The organism is Methylobacterium sp. FF17, assembly GCF_025813715.1.
GTDB lineage: Bacteria > Pseudomonadota > Alphaproteobacteria > Rhizobiales > Beijerinckiaceae > Methylobacterium > Methylobacterium flocculans.
Genome location: NZ_CP107532.1, coordinates 4,187,960 through 4,205,888, shown reverse-complemented (window position 1 = coordinate 4,205,888; position 17,929 = coordinate 4,187,960). Strand labels below are relative to the sequence as shown.

The following is a 17,929-nucleotide window of genomic DNA, read 5'->3' as shown; positions in this document are numbered from 1 at the left end:
ACGGAGGGGGAAGGGTTCGAGCGCGGCGAGGCCGGCGAGACATCATCGGAGAGGTGAAGCACCTGAGATCCCTTGCACGGTCGCGGTTGCAGGCATTGGCACTGCGTTTCGACCGCGTGCGGCTTGGCGTCAAGCGTGCACGCGGAAACGAAAAAGGCCCCGCCCTTTCGGGCGAGGCCTCATCATCGCGGTTCGCGGTGTCTTACGCCGCGAGCGAGCGCAGCACGTAGGGCAGGATGCCGCCGTTGCGGAAGTATTCCAGCTCGTCGAGGGTATCGATGCGGCAGGTCAGCGGCACCTCCCGCTTGGTGCCGTCGGCCGAGGTGATCTCCGCGATCATGGTCTGGCGCGGCTTCAACTCACCCGAGAGGCCCCGAATCGAGACCGTCTCGTCGCCCTTAAGACCGAGCGAGGCCCAGGAGGTCTCGCCCTGGAAGACCAGCGGCACGATGCCCATGCCGACGAGGTTGGAGCGGTGGATGCGCTCGAAGCTCTCGGCCACCACGGCGCGGATACCGAGCAGCTTCGTGCCCTTGGCCGCCCAGTCGCGCGAGGAGCCGGTGCCGTATTCCTTGCCGGCGAAGACGACGAGGGGGGTGCCCTCCGCCTGGTACTTCTGGGCGGCGTCGTAGATGAACATCCGCTCGCCGGAAGGCTGGAACAGGGTCCAGCCGCCCTCGACCACGTTGCCGCTCTCGTCGCGGACCATCTGGTTCTTGATGCGGATGTTGGCGAAGGTGCCGCGCATCATGACTTCGTGGTTGCCGCGCCGCGTGCCGTACTGGTTGAAGTCCTGCACGCGGACCTGATGCTCCTGCAGGTAGGCGCCAGCGGGCGAGTTCGCCCGGATGTTGCCCGCCGGAGAGATGTGGTCGGTGGTGATGGAGTCCTGGAACAGGCCGAGGATGCGGGCGTCGATGACGTCCTCCACCGGGGCCGGGGTCTTCTGCATGCCGACGAAGTAGGGCGGGTTCTGCACGTAGGTGGAGGTCGAATCCCACTTGAAGGTCTCGGCCTCGGTGACCTCGACGGCCTTCCAGTAATCGTCGCCGCCGAACACGTCGGCGTAGCGGGACTTGAACAGCGCCGAGGTGATGTTGGCCTCGATGAACTCCTGCACCTCGGCGGTCGAGGGCCAGATGTCCTTCAGGTAGACGGGCTGGCCGTCCGACCCGGTGCCCAGCGGCTCGGTTGTGATGTCGATCTGCATCGAGCCGGCGAGCGCGTAGGCGACGACGAGGGGCGGCGAGGCGAGGTAGTTCGCCCGCACATCCGGGTTCACGCGGCCCTCGAAGTTGCGGTTACCCGAGAGCACGGCGGCGGCCACGACGTCGTTGTCGTTGATCGCCTTCGAGATCGGCGCCGGCAGCGGGCCCGAATTGCCGATGCAGGTCGTGCAGCCGAAGCCGACGAGGTTGAAGCCGAGCGCGTCGAGGGGCGCCTGCAGGCCGGCGCTCTCGAGGTACTCGGCCACCACCTGGGAGCCGGGTGCCAGCGAGGTTTTCACCCAGGGCTTCGAGCGCAGGCCCTTGGCCACCGCGTTGCGGGCGAGCAGGCCGGCACCGATCATCACGCTCGGGTTCGAGGTGTTGGTGCAGGAGGTGATCGCGGCGATCACGACGTCACCGTGGCCGATGTCGTAGTTCGCGCCCTCCACCGGGTAGCGCTTGGCGATGTCGGCCGCCTTCTTGAACTCGGTCTCCATGGACTGGGCAAAGCCCGGCTTGGCACCGTCCAGGAGCACGCGGTCCTGCGGGCGCTTGGGGCCGGCGAGCGACGGGCGCACGTCGCCCATGTCCAGTTCGAGCGTGTCGGTGAAGACGGGGTCCGGGGTCTGGGCATCGCGCCACATGCCCTGCGCCTTGGCGTAGGCCTCCACCAGGGCGATCCGGTCGTCGGCGCGGCCGGTGACGGTGAGGAAGTCGATGGTCTTCTGGTCGATGGGGAAGAAGCCGCAGGTGGCGCCGTATTCGGGGGCCATGTTGGAGATCGTGGCGCGGTCGGCCACCGCCATGTCGTCGAGGCCGGGTCCGTAGAACTCTACGAACTTGCCGACGACGCCCTTCTTGCGCAGCATCTGGGTGACGGTGAGCACGAGGTCGGTGGCGGTGGTGCCCTCGGGCAGCTTGCCCGACAGCTTGAAGCCGATGACCTCCGGGATCAGCATGGAGAGCGGCTGCCCCAGCATCGCGGCCTCGGCCTCGATGCCGCCGACGCCCCAGCCCAGCACCGCGAGACCGTTGACCATGGTGGTGTGCGAGTCGGTGCCGACGAGGCTGTCCGGATAGGCGAGTTCGGTGCCGTCCTCGCTCTTCGTCCACACGGTCTGCGAGAGGTATTCCAGATTCACCTGGTGGCAGATGCCGGTGCCGGGCGGGACCACCGAGAAATTGTCGAAGGCCGATTGGCCCCATTTCAGGAAGGTGTAACGTTCGCCGTTGCGCGAATATTCCAGCGCGACGTTGTCGGCCAGGGCTTTCGGGGTGCCGAACTCGTCGACAATCACCGAGTGGTCGATCACGAGGTCGACCGGCACCAGCGGGTTGATCTTCTGCGGGTCGCCGCCGAGGGCGACCATCGCATCACGCATGGCGGCGAGATCCACCACGGCCGGTACGCCGGTGAAATCCTGCATCAGCACGCGCGAGGGACGGAAGGCGATCTCGGTCTCGGTCTTGCCCTTGTTGCCGAGCCAGGCGACGGTGGCCGAGATATCGTCCTTCTTGACCGAGCGGTCGTCCTCGAAGCGCAGCAGGTTCTCGAGCAGGACCTTCATCGAAAAGGGGAGCGCAGTGGCGTCGGCGAGACCGGCCTTCTCGGCGTGTGGAATCGAGTAGTAGGTGTAGGACTTGTCTCCGACGGTGAGTGTCTGGCGAGACTGGAAGCTGTCGAGCGATGCCACGGCGATATCGTTCCTCACGAGCGGTTGGTCGAACACGCGCAGGCATAACCTGCGCCACGAAAACACGTGTTCGGCTGGGAGCGCTATGGAAGCGCGCGCCGCCCCGGGGGTGCCCGGACGAGGGTGATGCGCGAAGGGCGATTTGGACGCCCTGAAACTCGCGCGGCGCAGCCTATGCGCGTTATAGAACACTTCGAAACTGGCCGCTACCGGTGGCCTGACAGCGCGTGGGATCTGTTCGGGCGCATCTCCGCCAACGGGGGCACGCCCATTGAATTCTGGGCCTACGAACGCGACCGCGATGCTCGCCCTGCGCTTGCCTCCCGAGATCGAAGACGGCCTGGGGGCCCTTGCGCGGCGCACGGGCCGAAGCAAGGATGACCACGCGTGCGGCGCCATCCTCAGGCACCTGGAGAACCTAGAGAATCTCGCTGCCGTCGAGCAGCGCCTTGCGGCAGTCCAGGGCGGCGAAAGCGACCCCGTTCCCGTGAAGGACCTGCTGTCACGCTATGGCGCGGCGGATTGAGTTCGCAGGTTCCGCGGAACGCCAACTCGCCAGGCTCGACCAAGAGGCGGCCAGGCGCATCCTGGAGTTTTCTGCGCGACCGGGTCTCGCCACTGGATGATCCGCGTGCCATTGGCGAAGCCCTGAAGGGCTCTCGGCTCGGCAACTTCCGGAAATTCCGGATCGGTGACTTTCGCGTGATCGCGGACAATGCCCTGCGCATCCTCGTGATCAGGATCGTCCATCGGCGCGACGTCTACCCGTAGCCGGTTCGACGAGGCTCGAGATTCAGGGCTTATGTTTCAGGATCCCCAGTGCGGCTGACCGCCCAAGACCTTGCTGTCCGCCGCTCTGGCCGACGCATCTTCTCGGACCTGTCCTTCACCCTCAGGCAGGGCGAGGCATTGATGGTCACTGGCCGCAACGGAGCGGGGAAGTCGACGTTGCTCGCGGTGCTGGCGGGTCGGCTCAAGCCGGAGGCGGGGACGGTCGCGGTGAGCGAGGTCGGCGAGGCGACCCTGTCCGAATGCCTCCACGTGGTCGGCCATCGCGACGGGCTGAAGAGCCCGCTGACGGCGGAAGAGAACCTCGCCTTCGCCCGCGACCTCCTCGGGGCGCCGACCGCGAGCCCGCGCGCGGCCTTGGAGGAACTCGGCCTCGGCCATGCCCTGCGCTTGCCCGTCGCCTACCTCTCCGCCGGCCAGCGGCGCCGGGTGGCGCTGGCTCGCCTCCTCGTCTGCCGACGGCCGCTCTGGCTCCTCGACGAGCCGACGGCGGCCCTCGACACGGCCTCCCAGGCCGTGCTGGCCGGGATGATGGCGCGCCACCGGGCGGGGGGCGGGCTCGTCATCGCGGCCACGCACCAGGCCCTGGGGCTGGAAGGCGCACGGGAACTGCGGATCGAGGCGGCCAAGCCCCCTGCCCCGGTTCCCTCTGAACGCGCTCCTGCGGAGGAGGTCTGGTGGTGAGCCGCGCCCTTCGGGCCCTCGTCGCCCGCGATCTCGCGCTCGCCGCCCGCGTCGGCGGGTCGGGCGCGCTCTCGCTCGTGTTCTTCCTCATGATCGTCGCCCTGGTGCCGTTCGCCCTCGGGCCCGACCTCAACCTGCTGTCGCGGATCGGTCCCGCGATCCTGTGGCTGGCCGCCGTGCTCTCCACCCTGATCGGCCTCGACCGGCTGTTCCAGGCCGACGAGGAGGACGGCTCCCTCGACCTGATGACCGGGTCACCGGTGCCCCTCGAGGGAATCGTGCTCGCCAAGGTCCTGGCGCATTGGCTCACCACGGGCCTGCCGCTGGCACTGGCCTCCCCGCTGTTCGGCCTCCTCGTCGCCCTCGACGGCCGGGCGATGGGTGCCACCGCCCTCACCCTCCTGGTCGGCACCCCCGCGCTCACCTTCGTCGGTGCGGTTGGCGCGGCGCTCACCGCCTCGATCCGGCGCGGCGGCTTGATCCTCGCCGTGGTGGTGCTGCCGCTGATGATCCCGACGCTGATCTTCGGCGTCTCGGCGAGCGAGGCCGCGCTCGGCGGCACGGTTCCCTTCACCACGCCGCTCGCCATCCTGTGCGCGCTCAGCCTCATCGCGGGGGTGACCGGCACGCTGGCCGCCGCCGCCGCCCTGCGCTGGTCCGAGTAACCTGGGACGCGTTCAGCCGAGGGAGGGCGTGGTTGGGCCCCGGAGCGCGGGTTCCGGCCCGGAAGCGGGTCTGCGCGGAAGCCGGTCGAACCGAAGTGCAAGGTGAACGAAGAGCCCGATCAGGGCGGCTTCCAGGAGCAGCACCGGAACCGGGGCGCCGTTCAGGCGAAGGGCCGCGAGATCGAGGAGTTCGCTGGCGGCCACGGCCGCGACGGCACCCATGGTGAAGATCGGCAGGGAACGGCGCCCGAGCCGGGCGAGCCCATGGTCGCGCGGAACCTGATGCAGCAGCCGGATCAGCGGCGCCTTCGGCACGGCCATCACCAGGTAGGCGAGCGCGAGGACGTGCAGGACCCGAAGGGGGGATTGATAGGTCTTGCTGCCGCCGAGCCAGAAATGGTCGTTCCGCGTCGCGATCCAGTCCTGGGCCGCCGGCCAGGTGGGAATCAGCAGATAGAACAGTATGTTACCGGCGAGGTAGCCGAGGGCGAGGCCGATGAGCCAGCGGTTGCGCGGCAGGCGGAGGCCGAGGTTCAGGCCCTGTCCGATCACGATCCCGATCGTGAAGAGCAGGGTCCAGGGCAGGATCGTCTGGGTGAAGGGGATGCCCGACAGGCTGTTGGGGACCACCCAATCGCAGTGTCCGGCCAAGGCCCAGAGCAGGATCGCGGGCGGCAGCGGCGCCCAGACGCGCCAGAGCGCGAGGCGCAGCAGGAGGGGCGCGAGGAGCATCAGCGCGATGTAGAGCCGGAGGACGCAGGAATAGCCCACGTTCTGGCCGAGCGTCAGCGCGTGCCAGAGCAGGGTTGCGAGCCCATGGTCCCGGAGCAGTCCGGTCTCGGCTGCCTGGACGCCCTCGACCCCGCGTAGGGCCAGGATGGCGGCGAGCAGGGCGAGGGTCGACAGGATTAGGACGACCTCGGCCGCGTAGAGGCGCGCGGCCCGCTGCCAGAGATGGGCGGCCATCTCCCCGAGCCGCCGTCGCGAGGCCTGCTGTGCCGCGAGGGCGGTGGAGATCCCGCTCAGCAGGACGAAGATGTCGGAACTATCGGAGAAGCCGAGCCGCGACGGAGAGAGACGGGCGAAAGCGCCGTTCTCGATGTGGGTCACGAAGATGTTGACGAGGCAGAGTCCGCGAATGGCATCGATCGTCGCTCTTCGCTGCGGCATCCCTCGGGGCCCCTCTGCCATCCTCACGGGACCGTGATAGGAGCGAGGGCTTAAAGCGGCGTTTCAACCGTCGCGTGTGGTGCATCATGCTGCGCGGAGCCCTTTCCTCAGGCCGGATCGGCGTCGATCCGCATGCGCAACACGATATAGGGCGGCGCCTGGAGGTCCTGGCCGCCGTTGTATTCCGGGCGGCGGTTCACCTGCGCGGCGGAAATGTGGAGCCAGCGGTCGGGCGTGATCCAGAACGTGTCGGCCCAGATCAGGCGCGGGTCGGAGGCGAGGATCGTCACGGTGCCGTCGGGGTCGCGCCGGCCGACCGCGTTGAACTCCTGCATGGCGAGGTAGACCCGGTCCTTCGAATCGGTGGTGAGGCCGCCGGTCATGCCCTTCTCGCCGAGATCCGCGACGCCGGCGGCGACCGCCGCGTCGCTGGCCTCCGGGTCGAGGAGCGTCGCGGTGTCGACCGCGTAGAGGCGCCGCCCGATCAGGGGGGCGTAGTACAGGCGGCGCCCGTCCGGGCTCAGGGCGATGCCGTTGGCGCCGCCCTGGACCGGGCGCGCCGGCCCCTCCCCCTTCCGCTGCACGACCGGGCGGTCCTCCACGATCTTGAGGAGGCCCTTCTGCGACTTGGTGCTGGCGTGACCCGCGAGGCGGCGCACCACCCGGCCGCTGGCGAGGTCGACGGCGAGGATCGCGCCCTCCCCGTCCTGGCCCTGGTCGGTGACGTAGGCGCGGGCATGGCCGTCGCGGATGTCCACCCGCAGGTCGTTCAGCGACGACGTCGGGGTGATGCCGGCCTCGAGGGGCACCACGCGGCGGATGCGGTTCTCCGACAGGTCGATCTGCACCAGCTTGGCGCCGCCCTTGACCGGCGGGCCGGAGCCGTCCGGCAGGCCGGCATCGAGGCACCAGAGGGTGTCGTCGCGGTCGAAGACCCCGTTCGGCACGTGGAACAGGCGGGCTTGCGGCTGCTCCGGGTCGGGCTGGTTCGTGGCGAGGTCCGGATAGGGCCGGACCGCGCCGTCGGGCATGACCTCGCCGAGGGTGTAGGGCACCTTGGCGTCGAAGCGCGGCATCATGACGAAGCGCCGGCCGTTCCGCGCGATGGCCAGCCCCGTGGGGGTCGAGGGCGCGTTCGCCGTGAAGGCCAGTTCGAGGCCGCCCGCCGACCGGCGGGTGGCGACGGTCGCCCCGGCGGGCGGGCCCGCCGCCTCGGCCTCGCGGCCGAGGGAGAGGGTCGCCGCGCCGGTGAGGCCGGCGGCGAGGAGGTCACGGCGAGCGAGGGGCATGACGGAATCCGCTTGAGGTCGGGGATCGGGTGGTTCAGCCCCGGGCGGGGCCGGCCACCTGGAGGTCGATGGCGTGGATGAATCCGCCGGCCGCGATGAACAGGCGGCGCCCGTCCGGGCCGCCGAAGGCGACGTTGGCGGCGTCCGTGGCGGTGGCGATGCGCCCGAGGCGGGTGCCGTCCGGGGCGTAGACCCGGACTCCGTCGAAGCAGGCGGCGTAGACCCGGCCGCCGGCATCGACCGCGAGCCCGTCCGGCACGCCGGCTTCGAGCTCCGCGAAGACCTCCGGCGGGCCGAGGCGGCGTCCGTCGATCACGGGAAACGCCAGGATCGCGCGGGCGCCCTCGGGGTTCTTCAGGGCGGCGCCGGTATCGCTGACGTAGAGGCGCGCCCCGTCCGGGGCGAAGGCGATCCCGTTCGGCTGTCCCACCGCGTCCGTCATCCCCTCGACCCGGCCGGAGGCGGGATCGATGCGGTAGACCCGCCGCGCGCCCTGGGCGGGGGCGGCCGTCAGGCCCTCGTCCGGCATGGTGATGCCGAAGACCGGATCGGTGAACCAGATCGCGCCGTCCAGAGCCAGGGCGGCGTCGTTGGGGGAATTGAGCGGCCGGCCCGCGAAGCTGTCGGCCAGCACGGTGAGGCGTCCGTCCGCCTCGCGCCGCACCACCCGGCGCCCGCGATGCTCGCAGGTGACGAGCCGCCCCTCGGCGTCCAGGGTGTTGCCGTTGGCATTGTTCGAGGGATCGCGGAACAGGCTGACGGCGCCGTCGTCGGCGATGCGCAGCATCCGGTTGGCCCGGACGTCGCTGGCGATCAGGCCCCCGAGGCGACCCGCATAGCAGAGGCCCTCGCACCAGCGCCCGGCGGCATAGAGGGTCCGCAGGGGCGTGCCGGGGGCCACCACCTCGGCGAAGCGTGGATCCTCCGCCCGCAGGACCGGCGCCGCCGTGGCACGCGACGCGGCCAGGGCCGCGACCGCCACGGCGCCGCCGAGTACCGTGCGTCTTCCGAGCAGCATGCGTCCCCCCGGCAGCGGGCGTCGTGGAAGCGTCGGCATCAGACCTCTGGGGTGCGGTGTCGAAGGGCGCGCCGCGCGGGCGGCGCGCCGTTCCTCAGCGGGCGCTCGGGGCGGGCGGCGTCGAGCCGGCGGCCTCCGCCGGGGCGGGCTTGAAGCTCCACAGTTCCGTGGGCAGGGCCGCCGGCGCGTCGGGCTTGTAGAAGGCCGAATCCTGGATGTGCGACGTGGTGACGTAGAGGGTGCCGTCGGGGGCCTCCGCGAAGGTGTCGGGCCAGCGCAGGCGCTTGTCCTGCACCACGGTGGCCAGCGTGTTCCCCTTGCCCGACAGGTCGCGGACCTTGATCGAATCGTCCTGCGGCGAGGTCACGTACATCCGGCCGTCCGTGCGGGCGATGATGAGGCCGTCCGCCGGGCCGTTCTCGCCGATGGTCTCGATGCGGCCGGCCACGCTCTTGTCGGCGAGCGCGGTGGGCATCAGCGCCGTGGTGATGCTGCCCGCCAGGGTCTCGGTGGGCAGGCTGTAGAGCGTCTTGCCCTTGATCGCCTGCCAGTACAGCGTCTTGCCGTCCGGCGAGAGGGCAATGCCGTCGGCGGCGAACTCGACCCCGCGCCCGTCGGGCCGGCGCAAGGGCTTGCCGTCATAGGTCACGGTCACGCTCTTGTCCGGTTGCGTCGAGGGGTCGCCGTCGAGCACCCGGTGGGCCCGGCCGCTCGCGAGGTCCACCACCACCAGGGCCCCCTTCGCGCCCGAATCAGTGAGATAGGCGGTCTTGCCGTCGGGGGAGAAGCGTACGTCGTTGAGGTAGGAGCCCTGTGGCGCCACGCTCTCGTCGAAGGCGATGGTGCGGGCGGGCTGGTTCGTCTTCAGGTCGATCTCGACCAGCTTCGCGCCGCCGGGCACCAGGGCCGCCATGGCGGGGGCGGCCGGGTCGAGCACCCAGAGGTTTCCGTCCGGGCTCGCCACCACGCTCTGGACGCAGACCCAGTGGTCGTTCGCCGAGACCTCGTCCTTGCGGGCGTTACGCCAGGAATTCCAGGCCACGTCCGGGAACGGCACCAGCTTGCCGTCCTTCACCTCGGCGACGGACACTTCCGTATCCTCCGTCCATCGCGGGAAGTTGACGAAGATCCGCCCGTCCTTCGCGACGGTCACGCCCGTGACCTGATGCTCGAAGCTCATGACCTTGGTGAGGGCCGCCCCCGGGACGGCGAGCCCGGACTGCGCCCGGACAAGGCCGGGGGCGAGGAGCGGGCCGGCCAGGGCGGCGAGGCAGACCGTCATCCGGAAACGCCGACGCGGGGCGGCTGCGGACCGGATCGTCGGGGGGGCGGATAGGGGGCGTGTCATCGGCACTGTCTCGCGGAATGCGTCTGGGTCGTGGTCGACGGCCTAACGCATGAGACGGCGGCCAAGGTTCATCGGAGGCGGCCGGTTCATCCGAGGGGGCGATTCCTCGGAGGCGGCGATTCCTCGAAGGCAGCTGGACAATTTCGTACGGTTACGTCCGAAAAAGTTTCAATTGCGACGGATTAAGGAGAGGCTGTGTTACCGTTTTAAGTCAAAATCAATGATTACTGAATAGTTTTGTCTAGTGCCGCATGGATCTGGATTCGGTTGATTTGCAGGCCCGGCAACTGGAAGAAAGACGAAGACATGCTGGGCTCTGGTGTTCACGCTACGCTGGACGCACTCGATCGCTCGCAAGGCCGGATCGAGTTCGGGATGGATGGAATCATTCGGGACGCGAACAAGATCTTTCTGGATCTCGTCGGCTATACGCTCGCCGAAGTGCGCGGCCAGCATCACAGCTTGTTCGTCGCCCCCGAAGACCGGGGCTCCGCGGCGTATCGGCAATTCTGGGAGGATCTGCGCCGGGGGGAATTCCAGTCCCGCGAGTTCCGCCGGGTGACCAAGGGCGGGCGCGACCTTTGGCTCCAGGCCTCGTACAATCCGATCCTCGACCGGCGCGGCAAGCCGATCAAGGTGGTGAAGTTCGCCTCCGACATCACCGCGCAGACCCTGCGCAATGCGGCCTATGAGGGGCAGATCGCGGCGATCAACCGCTCGCAGGCGGTGGTCCACTTCACGACGGACGGCATCGTCACCGGCGCGAACGCCAACTTCCTGGCGGCCGTCGGCTATACCCTCGACGAGATCAAGGGTCGGCATCACAGCCAGTTCATGGCCCCGGCCGACCGGGACACCCCCGCCTACGCGGCCTTCTGGACGTCGCTCGCCAACGGCACCTATCAGGCGGGCGAGTTCCGTCGCATGGCCAAGGGCGGGCGCGAGGTCTGGATCCACGGGGCCTACAACCCCGTGCTCGGCCCGGACGGCAAGCCCGTCGCGGTGGTCAAGTTCGCCATCGACGTGACGGCGCAGGTGCACGATCGGCTTCGGCGCGCCGACGGTCAGCGCAGCATCGACCGGGATCTCGGGGGGATCACGGGCTCCATCGCCGATGTCAGCCGTCAGGCGAACACCACCGCCGAGGCGGCGGCCCTGACATCCACCAACGTCCAGGCGGTGGCCGCGGGCGCCGAGGAGTTTTCCGCCTCCATCGAGGAACTCAGCCGCCATGCCATCGGGGTGAAGGCCGCCGCCGATGACGCCGTGGTCCGGGCCGAGGCGGCCGGCGGCATCATCGCCGGCCTGACCTCGGCCGCCGACAAGATCGGCGAGGTCATCTCCGTGATCCGCTCCATCGCGGACCAGACCAACCTGCTGGCGCTGAACGCCACCATCGAGGCGGCGCGGGCCGGCGCGGCCGGCCGGGGCTTCGCGGTGGTCGCCGCGGAGGTGAAGGCCCTGGCCAACCAGTCTTCGCGGGCCACCGAGGAGATCGGCACGCAGATCGCGGCGGTGCAGACCTCCACGGGCGAGGCGGTGATGGCCATCGAGGCGATCGGGCAGACGATCGCGCATCTCAGCGAGATCTCCCTGAGCGTCTCCTCGGCGGTGACCGAACAGGCGGCGGTGACCCGCGACATGGCGGTGAACATGCAGACCGCCGCCCGGAGCGTCGAGATGGTCCGTCAGAACATGGACGCGATCGCGAGCGCCACCGGCGATGTCGACGACTCGGTGCGCAAGGTCAGCGCCACCGCCCGCGCGCTGGCCTGAGCGGGGCCGCCCGCTAGTCCGGCCGCGGTGCCGGGCCCGGCTGCAGGACGGAGGGTTCCGAGGCCGAGCCGCGGACCCGGCCCCGAAGGGCCGGGGTTCCGGCGCCGCGCCCCGGCTCACGCCGCTCCAGACCCGGCACGACCCGCTCCGTGAGGTCCACGCACCGACCGACCAGCCACGTCATCCAGTTCATCGCGAGCCTCCCGCCTTGTCCTGATGGGATAGATCGGTGTGCGCGGTGACAAAGCGAGGGGCGGGCCTCGAAATATCCGCGCGCCCGTCCGGCCGGTCCCGGTTCTGTCGTGAAGCGCCACAGGGCTCCCTCTCCTTCGGGAGAGGGGACCCGCGGGTCCCCCGGTGCGTGTGACGCCGAGACCTCACGGTGGACAGAGGGGATGACGACAAATCCCGTTCGGTCGTGAAGCGCCCCGGAGCGATCGACCGATCCGGTCTCAGTCGAGATCCTGCAGGTGCCGCGCGGCGATGACCGAGGCGGCGGTGCGGTTCTCGACCCCGAGCTTCTCGTAGATGCCTTCGAGGTGCTTCGTCACCGTGCGCGGGCTCAGGCCCAGGATCTCGCCGATGTCGCGGCTCGACTTGCCGCGCGAGAGCCAGAGCAGCACCTCGGCCTCGCGGCCGGTGACCCGCAGGCGCAGGCGCAGGCGCTCCAGTCCCGCCTGGGTTCCCGCCTGCGTGCCGTCGCGGGCGAGCCTCAGCAGGATCTCGTCGCCCGTGACGCCTAGGAAGCTCACGGTGTAGGCCGTGCCGGACCGGTCGGTCAGCGTGAGGGGGGCGCCCGGACCGGCGAGGCAGCCCCGCAGCCAGGGGATGCCCGGGGGCGGCAGCCGGGCCGGGGCTCCGGGTTCGGAAAAGCCGCCGAGCAGGCGCGCGGCCTGGGGCGTGCACCACAGCACCGCGCCGTCCCGGTCCACCGCGAACAGGGTGCGGCCCGTGGTGTCGAGGGCCGCGCGCGCGCTCTGTGCCGCCCGGGCGCCCGCGAGATGCACCCGGATGCGCGCCAGGATCTCGTCGGGCGCGATGGGCTTGGTGACGTAGTCGACGCCCCCCGCCTCCAGCCCCTTCACGATGTGCTCGGTCTCCGACAGGCCCGTCATGAAGATCACCGGGACATGGGCGAGATGGCCCTTCGCCTTGAGGCGCCGGCAGGTCTCGAACCCGTCCATGCCGGGCATCATCGCGTCGAGGAGGATCACGTCGGGGGTGATCTCGTCGACCAGCGCCAGGGCGAGGTCGCCCGCCACCGCCACCAGCACGGTGGCGCCCGAGCGCTCGATCGCCTCGGTGAGGAAGCTCAGGGTCTCGGGGGAATCGTCGACCACGAGGACGATGTCGCGCTGCGCCTCAGACATCGGGGGCGGCCTTCCGCAAGCCCTCGAGGATCGTTTGGGCGCGGCGCAGGTCGAAGGCTTCGGCGAGCCCCCGCATCTGCGCGGTGAAGGCGGTGGGGGCCCCGGCCCGGCGCTCCATCTCGCCGAGCTTGGCCTCGATCCCGCGCACGTGGCCGATGCGCGCGAAGCGCAGCAGGTCGGCGACGTCCCCGGGGTCGGGCGCCGGAGCGGGCGCGGGCGCCGCTGCCGGGGCGGGCGGCTCCGAGGGCGACCCGTCGAGGCCGAGGAGCCCGGTGACGCAGTCCAGGAAATCGCGCAGGTCGAAGGGCTTGGCGATGATGGCGTCGTGGGGCGCATCGTCGCCGCGCACCGGGCTGATCTCGTGTACGTTGGCCGACATCATCGCGATGCGGGCGCCGTGGCCGGCCTCGCGCAGGGCCCGGGCCAGGGCCCAGCCGCTCATGCCCGGCATGGCGATGTCGAGGAGGAACAGGTCCGGCGCTCGCGTCGCGGCCAGCGCCAGGCAGGCCGGGCCGTCCTCGGCCTCCCACACCACGAGGCCGAGCGGTTCGAGGATGTCGCGCATCAGGCCGCGATGGGCGGCATCGTCGTCGGCCACCAGGATGGTGCGACGGGCGCCCGCATAGACCGCCGCCGGGGCGCCGGCCTGCGGCGCGAGGCCGGGCTTCGGCCGCGCCACCGAGGCGAGCATCAGGCGGACGCGAAAGCAGGTGCCGCGCCCGACCTCGCTCTCCACGGTGATCTCGCCGCCCATCACCTGGGCCAGCAGGTGCGCGATGGTGAGACCGAGGCCGGTGCCGGGCGTGGCGCGGGCGGCGGCCATAGACCCCCGCTCGAAGGGCTCGAAGATGCGCTGCAGGTCCGCCTGCGGGATGCCGAGGCCGGTGTCGCGGATGGTGAAGACCGCGACCTGGCTGCGGTAGGTGAGGTCCAGGGCCACGTGGCCGGCGGGCGTGAACTTGATGGCGTTCGAGAGCAGGTTGAGCAGGATCTGGCGCAGGCGCTTCTCGTCGGTGGCGACCACCAGCGGCAGGGTGTCCGGGCGCGTGAAGCGGAACGCCAGGGCGGCGGCCTCGGCCTGGAGCCGGATCATGTCCACGATCTGGTCGAGGAAGTCGGCGAGCCGCACCTCGTTGCGGTGGATCTGCAGGCGGCCCGCCTCCATCCGGGAGATATCGAGGAGGCCGTCGATCAGCCCCGACAGGTGCTGGGCCGAGCGCCGGATGACCCGGATGCCGTTCTGGCGCGGGGCCGGGATGCTCGGATCCCCTTCGAGCAGCTGCGCGTAGCCGAGCACGGCGTTCAGCGGCGTGCGCAGCTCGTGGCTGATGCCGACCACGTAGCGGCTTTTCGCGAGGTTGGCGGCCTCCGCCACCTCCTTGGCCTGCTGCAGCTTGGCGTCGGTGACCTTATGGGCCTCGATCTCGGCCTGGTAGAGCCCGGTCTGGCGCGCGGTCTCCTCCAGGGCGACGCGGCGGCTCTCCTGGGCGAGCACGAAGAGCCAGGCGACGATGCCGAGGATCACGATCAGGATGAGGAACACGCTGGTCAGCGCCCCCGCCAGCACCGCCCGGTGCTCGGGATGCTCGGCGCTGGCGCCCGCATGCACGATGCCGAGGATGAGCGCGACCGCCGCCACCAGGGTGAGCATCAGCGCGAGGTAGCGCCCCAGGGGTGCGCCGATCCAGGCGGCGGTGCGGGCCGGGGCCACGCGGGCGAGCACCGCCTGCGCCTGCGCCTCCAGGCGCCCGTGCGGCTTGCAGAGGTCGCCGCAGCGGGCGTCCAGCGAGCAGCAGAGCGAGCAGATCGGCCCCGCATAGGCGGGGCAATGGGCCATGTCCTCGGGCTCGAACGGGTGCTCGCAGACCCGGCAGGCGATCTCGGCGGCCCCGTGCCAATCGGTCTTCGGGGGCCGGGCGAGATAGTAGCGCCCACCCGTGGCGAACGCGATGGCGGGCGCCGCCGTGACCGCGACGGCGAGCGCCAGCATCGGCGCGAAGGGCACCGCGAGGGCGCCGATCCAGCCCGCATGCGCCACGAACCCGGTGAGGATCGCGAGCGCCATGGCGCCGGTGCCGACCGGGTTGATGGCGTAGAGATGGGCGCGCTTGAACTCGATGCCGGGCGGCGACAGGCCCAGCGGCTTGTTGATGGCCAGATCCGCCGCCAGCGCCCCGACCCAGGCCGAGACCACCACGGCGTAGAGGGAGAGTGTGCTGACGATGGTCTTGTCGATGCCGAGCTCCATCAGCAGGAGCGCGATGGCGACGTTGAAGACCAGCCAGACCACGCGGCCGGGATGGCTGTGGGTCAGGCGCGAGAAGAAGTTCGACCAGGCGATGGAGCCCGCATAGGCGTTCGTCACGTTGATCTTGAGCTGCGAGACCACGACGAACAGGGTCATCAGCGCCACCGCGCCGAACCCCGAGGGCAGCACGTAGCCGAAGGCGACCGCGTACATCCGCGTCGGCTCGGCGGCGTGCTCGGCGGGCACCCCGTGCGCCAGGGCGAGCACGGCCAGGAACGAGCCGAGCAGGATCTTGAGCATCCCGGGCAGGATCCAGCCGCCGCCGGCCCCCAGCACCGCCGCCCACCAGCGCCCCGCCCGTTCGGGCTCGAGGGCGGGCACGAAGCGCAGGAAGTCGACCTGCTCGCCGACCTGGGCCAGGAGCGCCAGGAGGATGCCGGTGGCCAGCCCGAACCGGGCCCAGTCGAAGCCGCCCGCTCCGTCCGCGCCGGGATGGCCGAGCCAGTCCGCCACCGGCGCGTCGCCCGCCCAGGCGATGCAGGCGAGCGGCAGGAGGTTGAGGACGATCCAGACCGGCTGCGTCCAGAGCTGGAACCGGCTGATGAGGGAGATGCCGTAGACCACCAGCGGAATCACCGCGAGCGCGCTGACGAGGTAGCCGAGGCTCGGCGGCAGCCCGAAGCAGAGCTCCAGCGCCAGCGCCATGATGGCCGCCTCGATCGCCAGGAACAGGAAGGTGAAGCTCGCGTAGATCAGCGAGGTCACCGTCGAGCCGATATAGCCGAAGCCGGCCCCCCGGGTGAGGAGGTCGATATCGACCCCGTAGCGGGCGGCGTAGAGGCTGATCGGCGTCGCGGTGGCGAAGATGATCGCGCTCACCACGACGAGGGCGCAGAGCGTGTTGGTGAAGCCGACGGTGAGCACGAGGGTGCCGCCGATCGCCTCGAGCGCCAGGAAGGAGAGCGAGCCCAGCGCCGTCTGGGCGACCCGGAACCCCGACCAGCGCCGCGCCTTCTTGGCGGTGAAGCGGAGCGCATAGTCCTCCAGCGTCTCGTCGGCCACGAGGCGGTTGTAGGCGCGCCGGATCGGCAGGATGCGCTGGTGTTCGGTCATCGGGTTCGGCGCGGACGCTAGCATGCGCTGCGCCCGAACTCAGCAAGGACCGTGCCCCGCATGGGCCTGCGCGCACAGCCTGTCCGGGCGGAACCGGCGGCGCGACGGGGTGAGCGGTCCACCAGCATGGGCTCCGGCGCGCCGCCCGGACATACGCAAAACAGCGTATCGACCGCAGCGCACCCTACGGCCTAGCCTTTGCTTCATCGATCCACGGCCACGCACTCGGCCATGCGACGACGATCAGGGGTTCAGGGCACGATGGCAGTGGACAAGGGCAACGGCCTGCAATCGGCGCTGCGGCGCAGGCTTCTCATGGGTCTCGCCGGCGTGCCGGCCATCGCCCTGATGCCGCGCATGAGTTTCGCGGCGGGGCCGGCCACCGCCACGGTGAACACCACGGGCCTCGCCGTGACCGACACCGAGGTCACGGTCGGCATCCTGCATTCCGCCACCGGCACCATGGCGATCTCCGAGACCGGCTCGATCCAGGCCGAGAAGCTCGCGATCTCCCAGATCAACGAGGCGGGCGGCGTGCTCGGCCGCAAGATCAAGATCATCCAGGAGGACGGCGCCTCCGACTGGCCGACCTTCGCCGAGAAGGCCAAGAAGCTCCTCGTCAACGACCACTGCGCCGCCGTGATGGGCTGCTGGACCTCGGCCTCCCGGAAGGCCGCGCTGCCGGTGTTCGAGCAGTATAACGGCCTCCTGTACTACCCGACCTTCTACGAGGGCCTGGAGCAGTCCAAGAACGTCATCTACACGGGCCAGGAAGCCACCCAGCAGATCCTCGAATCGCTGAACTGGGTCGCCAAGGAGAAGGGCGCCAAGACGTTCTTCTTCATCGGCTCGGACTACATCTGGCCGCGCACCTCGAACAAGATCGCCCGCAAGCACATCGAGAACGTGCTCAAGACCAAGGTCGTGGGCGAGGAATATTTCCCGCTCGGCCACACGCAATTCAATTCGGTGATCAACAAGCTCAAGCTCACCAAGCCGGACGTGATCTTCACCGACGTGGTCGGCGGCTCGAACGTGGCCTTCTACAAGCAGCTGAAGGCGGCCGGCATCGACCTCAACAAGCAGACCCTGCTGACGATCTCGGTGACCGAGGACGAGATCGACGGCATCGGCGGCGAAAACATCGCGGGCGCCTATTCCTGCATGAAATACTTCCAGTCGCTGAAGAATCCCAACAACGAGAAGTTCGTCGCCGCCTTCCACAAGATGTGGGGCGAGAAGACCGTCATCGGCGACGTCACCCAGGCCGCCTATCTCGGGCCGTTCCTGTGGAAGATGGCGGTGGAGAAGGCCGGCTCCTTCGACGTCGACAAGGTGGCGGCGGCCTCCGCCGACATCGAGTTCAAGGAAGCCCCGGAAGGCTACGTCAAGATCCACCCGAACCATCACCTCTGGTCGAAGACCCGCGTCGCCAGGGCCCTGCCGTCCGGCCAGTTCGAGGTGGTCTACGAGAGCAATGAGCTCATCGAGCCGAACCCCTTCCCCAAGGGCTACCAGTAGGACGATCCGCCCGCGCCCGTCGGAGACCGTTTTTTC

At 69.9% G+C, this 17,929-nt stretch carries 14 protein-coding genes; 6 read left to right on the top strand and 8 right to left on the bottom strand.

Features of this window, described 5'->3' with window-relative positions; all coding sequences use genetic code 11:
* Positions 1 to 202: 202 nt before the first annotated feature.
* Positions 203 to 2,902, bottom strand: coding sequence for an aconitate hydratase AcnA (gene acnA / locus OF380_RS19990; protein WP_264047023.1), 2,700 nt, complete (start codon positions 2,900 to 2,902; stop codon positions 203 to 205).
* A gap of 301 nt (positions 2,903 to 3,203) precedes the next feature.
* Here acnA and relB point away from each other — a divergent pair, with 301 nt between their 5' ends.
* The 4 genes from relB to ccmB are packed head-to-tail and all read left to right on the top strand — an operon-like array spanning position 3,204 to position 5,040.
* Positions 3,204 to 3,428: a type II toxin-antitoxin system RelB family antitoxin gene (gene relB / locus OF380_RS19985; RefSeq protein WP_264047022.1), complete on the top strand. Its 225-nt coding sequence runs from the start codon at positions 3,204 to 3,206 to the stop codon at positions 3,426 to 3,428.
* Complete coding sequence (locus OF380_RS19980) at positions 3,425 to 3,673, top strand: type II toxin-antitoxin system RelE family toxin (protein ID WP_264047021.1); 249 nt, start codon at positions 3,425 to 3,427, stop codon at positions 3,671 to 3,673. Before relB ends, OF380_RS19980 begins: the two co-directional genes overlap by 4 nt.
* Positions 3,674 to 3,721: 48 nt before the next feature.
* A complete protein-coding gene (ccmA, locus tag OF380_RS19975) occupies positions 3,722 to 4,375 on the top strand; it encodes a heme ABC exporter ATP-binding protein CcmA (RefSeq protein WP_264047020.1) in 654 nt (217 codons plus the stop codon).
* A complete protein-coding gene (gene ccmB / locus OF380_RS19970) occupies positions 4,372 to 5,040 on the top strand; it encodes a heme exporter protein CcmB (RefSeq protein ID WP_264047019.1) in 669 nt (222 codons plus the stop codon). The genes ccmA and ccmB overlap by 4 nt, the downstream gene beginning before the upstream one ends.
* 12 nt (positions 5,041 to 5,052) lie before the next feature.
* On the opposite strand, the gene opgC is transcribed toward ccmB, so the two are convergent.
* The 4 genes from opgC to OF380_RS19950 form a co-directional block, all read right to left on the bottom strand.
* Positions 5,053 to 6,210, bottom strand: a complete 1,158-nt coding sequence (gene opgC, locus OF380_RS19965) for an OpgC domain-containing protein (protein WP_264047017.1) — start codon at positions 6,208 to 6,210, stop codon at positions 5,053 to 5,055.
* A 107-nt stretch (positions 6,211 to 6,317) separates the two neighbouring features.
* Positions 6,318 to 7,499 carry an SMP-30/gluconolactonase/LRE family protein gene (locus OF380_RS19960; protein ID WP_264047015.1) on the bottom strand — a complete coding sequence of 394 codons (1,182 nt, stop codon included), beginning with the start codon at positions 7,497 to 7,499 and terminating at the stop codon, positions 6,318 to 6,320.
* Positions 7,500 to 7,533: 34 nt separating this feature from the next.
* On the bottom strand, positions 7,534 to 8,517 hold the full coding sequence (locus OF380_RS19955) for an SMP-30/gluconolactonase/LRE family protein (RefSeq protein ID WP_264047013.1): 984 nt from the start codon (positions 8,515 to 8,517) through the stop codon (positions 7,534 to 7,536).
* Positions 8,518 to 8,611: 94 nt separating this feature from the next.
* Positions 8,612 to 9,799 (bottom strand): SMP-30/gluconolactonase/LRE family protein, encoded by a 1,188-nt coding sequence (locus OF380_RS19950; RefSeq protein ID WP_264051406.1) that lies wholly within the window; start codon positions 9,797 to 9,799, stop codon positions 8,612 to 8,614.
* A 441-nt stretch (positions 9,800 to 10,240) separates the two neighbouring features.
* On the opposite strand from OF380_RS19950, the gene OF380_RS19945 reads away from it, so the two are divergent.
* A complete protein-coding gene (locus tag OF380_RS19945; protein ID WP_264047012.1) occupies positions 10,241 to 11,641 on the top strand; it encodes a methyl-accepting chemotaxis protein in 1,401 nt (466 codons plus the stop codon).
* A 13-nt stretch (positions 11,642 to 11,654) separates the two neighbouring features.
* Here OF380_RS19945 and OF380_RS19940 read toward each other — a convergent pair whose 3' ends face one another.
* The 3 genes from OF380_RS19940 to OF380_RS19930 all read right to left on the bottom strand — a co-directional run bounded on the left by OF380_RS19940 (position 11,655) and on the right by OF380_RS19930 (position 16,372).
* A complete protein-coding gene (locus OF380_RS19940; protein ID WP_264047010.1) occupies positions 11,655 to 11,834 on the bottom strand; it encodes a hypothetical protein in 180 nt (59 codons plus the stop codon).
* Positions 11,835 to 12,093: 259 nt separating this feature from the next.
* Positions 12,094 to 13,011, bottom strand: coding sequence for a response regulator transcription factor (locus OF380_RS19935; RefSeq protein ID WP_264047008.1), 918 nt, complete (start codon positions 13,009 to 13,011; stop codon positions 12,094 to 12,096).
* Positions 13,004 to 16,372: an ATP-binding protein gene (locus tag OF380_RS19930; RefSeq protein ID WP_264047006.1), complete on the bottom strand. Its 3,369-nt coding sequence runs from the start codon at positions 16,370 to 16,372 to the stop codon at positions 13,004 to 13,006. The genes OF380_RS19935 and OF380_RS19930 overlap by 8 nt, the downstream gene beginning before the upstream one ends.
* A gap of 261 nt (positions 16,373 to 16,633) precedes the next feature.
* Between OF380_RS19930 and urtA the strand changes: the two genes are divergently transcribed.
* Complete coding sequence (gene urtA / locus OF380_RS19925) at positions 16,634 to 17,893, top strand: urea ABC transporter substrate-binding protein (protein WP_264047004.1); 1,260 nt, start codon at positions 16,634 to 16,636, stop codon at positions 17,891 to 17,893.
* The last annotated feature ends 36 nt before the right edge of the window (positions 17,894 to 17,929 follow it).

What these genes read in the sequence shown, in the direction of transcription:
- urtA (WP_264047004.1), top strand. Translation starts at nt 16,634, where the DNA reads ATGGCAGTGGACAAGGGCAACGGCCTGCAATCGGCGCTGCGGCGCAGG.
- OF380_RS19950 (WP_264051406.1), bottom strand. Translation starts at nt 9,799, where the DNA reads ATGACGGTCTGCCTCGCCGCCCTGGCCGGCCCGCTCCTCGCCCCCGGC.
- relB (WP_264047022.1), top strand. Translation starts at nt 3,204, where the DNA reads ATGCTCGCCCTGCGCTTGCCTCCCGAGATCGAAGACGGCCTGGGGGCC.
- OF380_RS19935 (WP_264047008.1), bottom strand. Translation starts at nt 13,011, where the DNA reads ATGTCTGAGGCGCAGCGCGACATCGTCCTCGTGGTCGACGATTCCCCC.
- OF380_RS19945 (WP_264047012.1), top strand. Translation starts at nt 10,241, where the DNA reads ATGGATGGAATCATTCGGGACGCGAACAAGATCTTTCTGGATCTCGTC.
- OF380_RS19940 (WP_264047010.1), bottom strand. Translation starts at nt 11,834, where the DNA reads ATGAACTGGATGACGTGGCTGGTCGGTCGGTGCGTGGACCTCACGGAG.
- opgC (WP_264047017.1), bottom strand. Translation starts at nt 6,210, where the DNA reads ATGCCGCAGCGAAGAGCGACGATCGATGCCATTCGCGGACTCTGCCTC.
- OF380_RS19930 (WP_264047006.1), bottom strand. Translation starts at nt 16,372, where the DNA reads ATGACCGAACACCAGCGCATCCTGCCGATCCGGCGCGCCTACAACCGC.
- OF380_RS19955 (WP_264047013.1), bottom strand. Translation starts at nt 8,517, where the DNA reads ATGCTGCTCGGAAGACGCACGGTACTCGGCGGCGCCGTGGCGGTCGCG.
- OF380_RS19960 (WP_264047015.1), bottom strand. Translation starts at nt 7,499, where the DNA reads ATGCCCCTCGCTCGCCGTGACCTCCTCGCCGCCGGCCTCACCGGCGCG.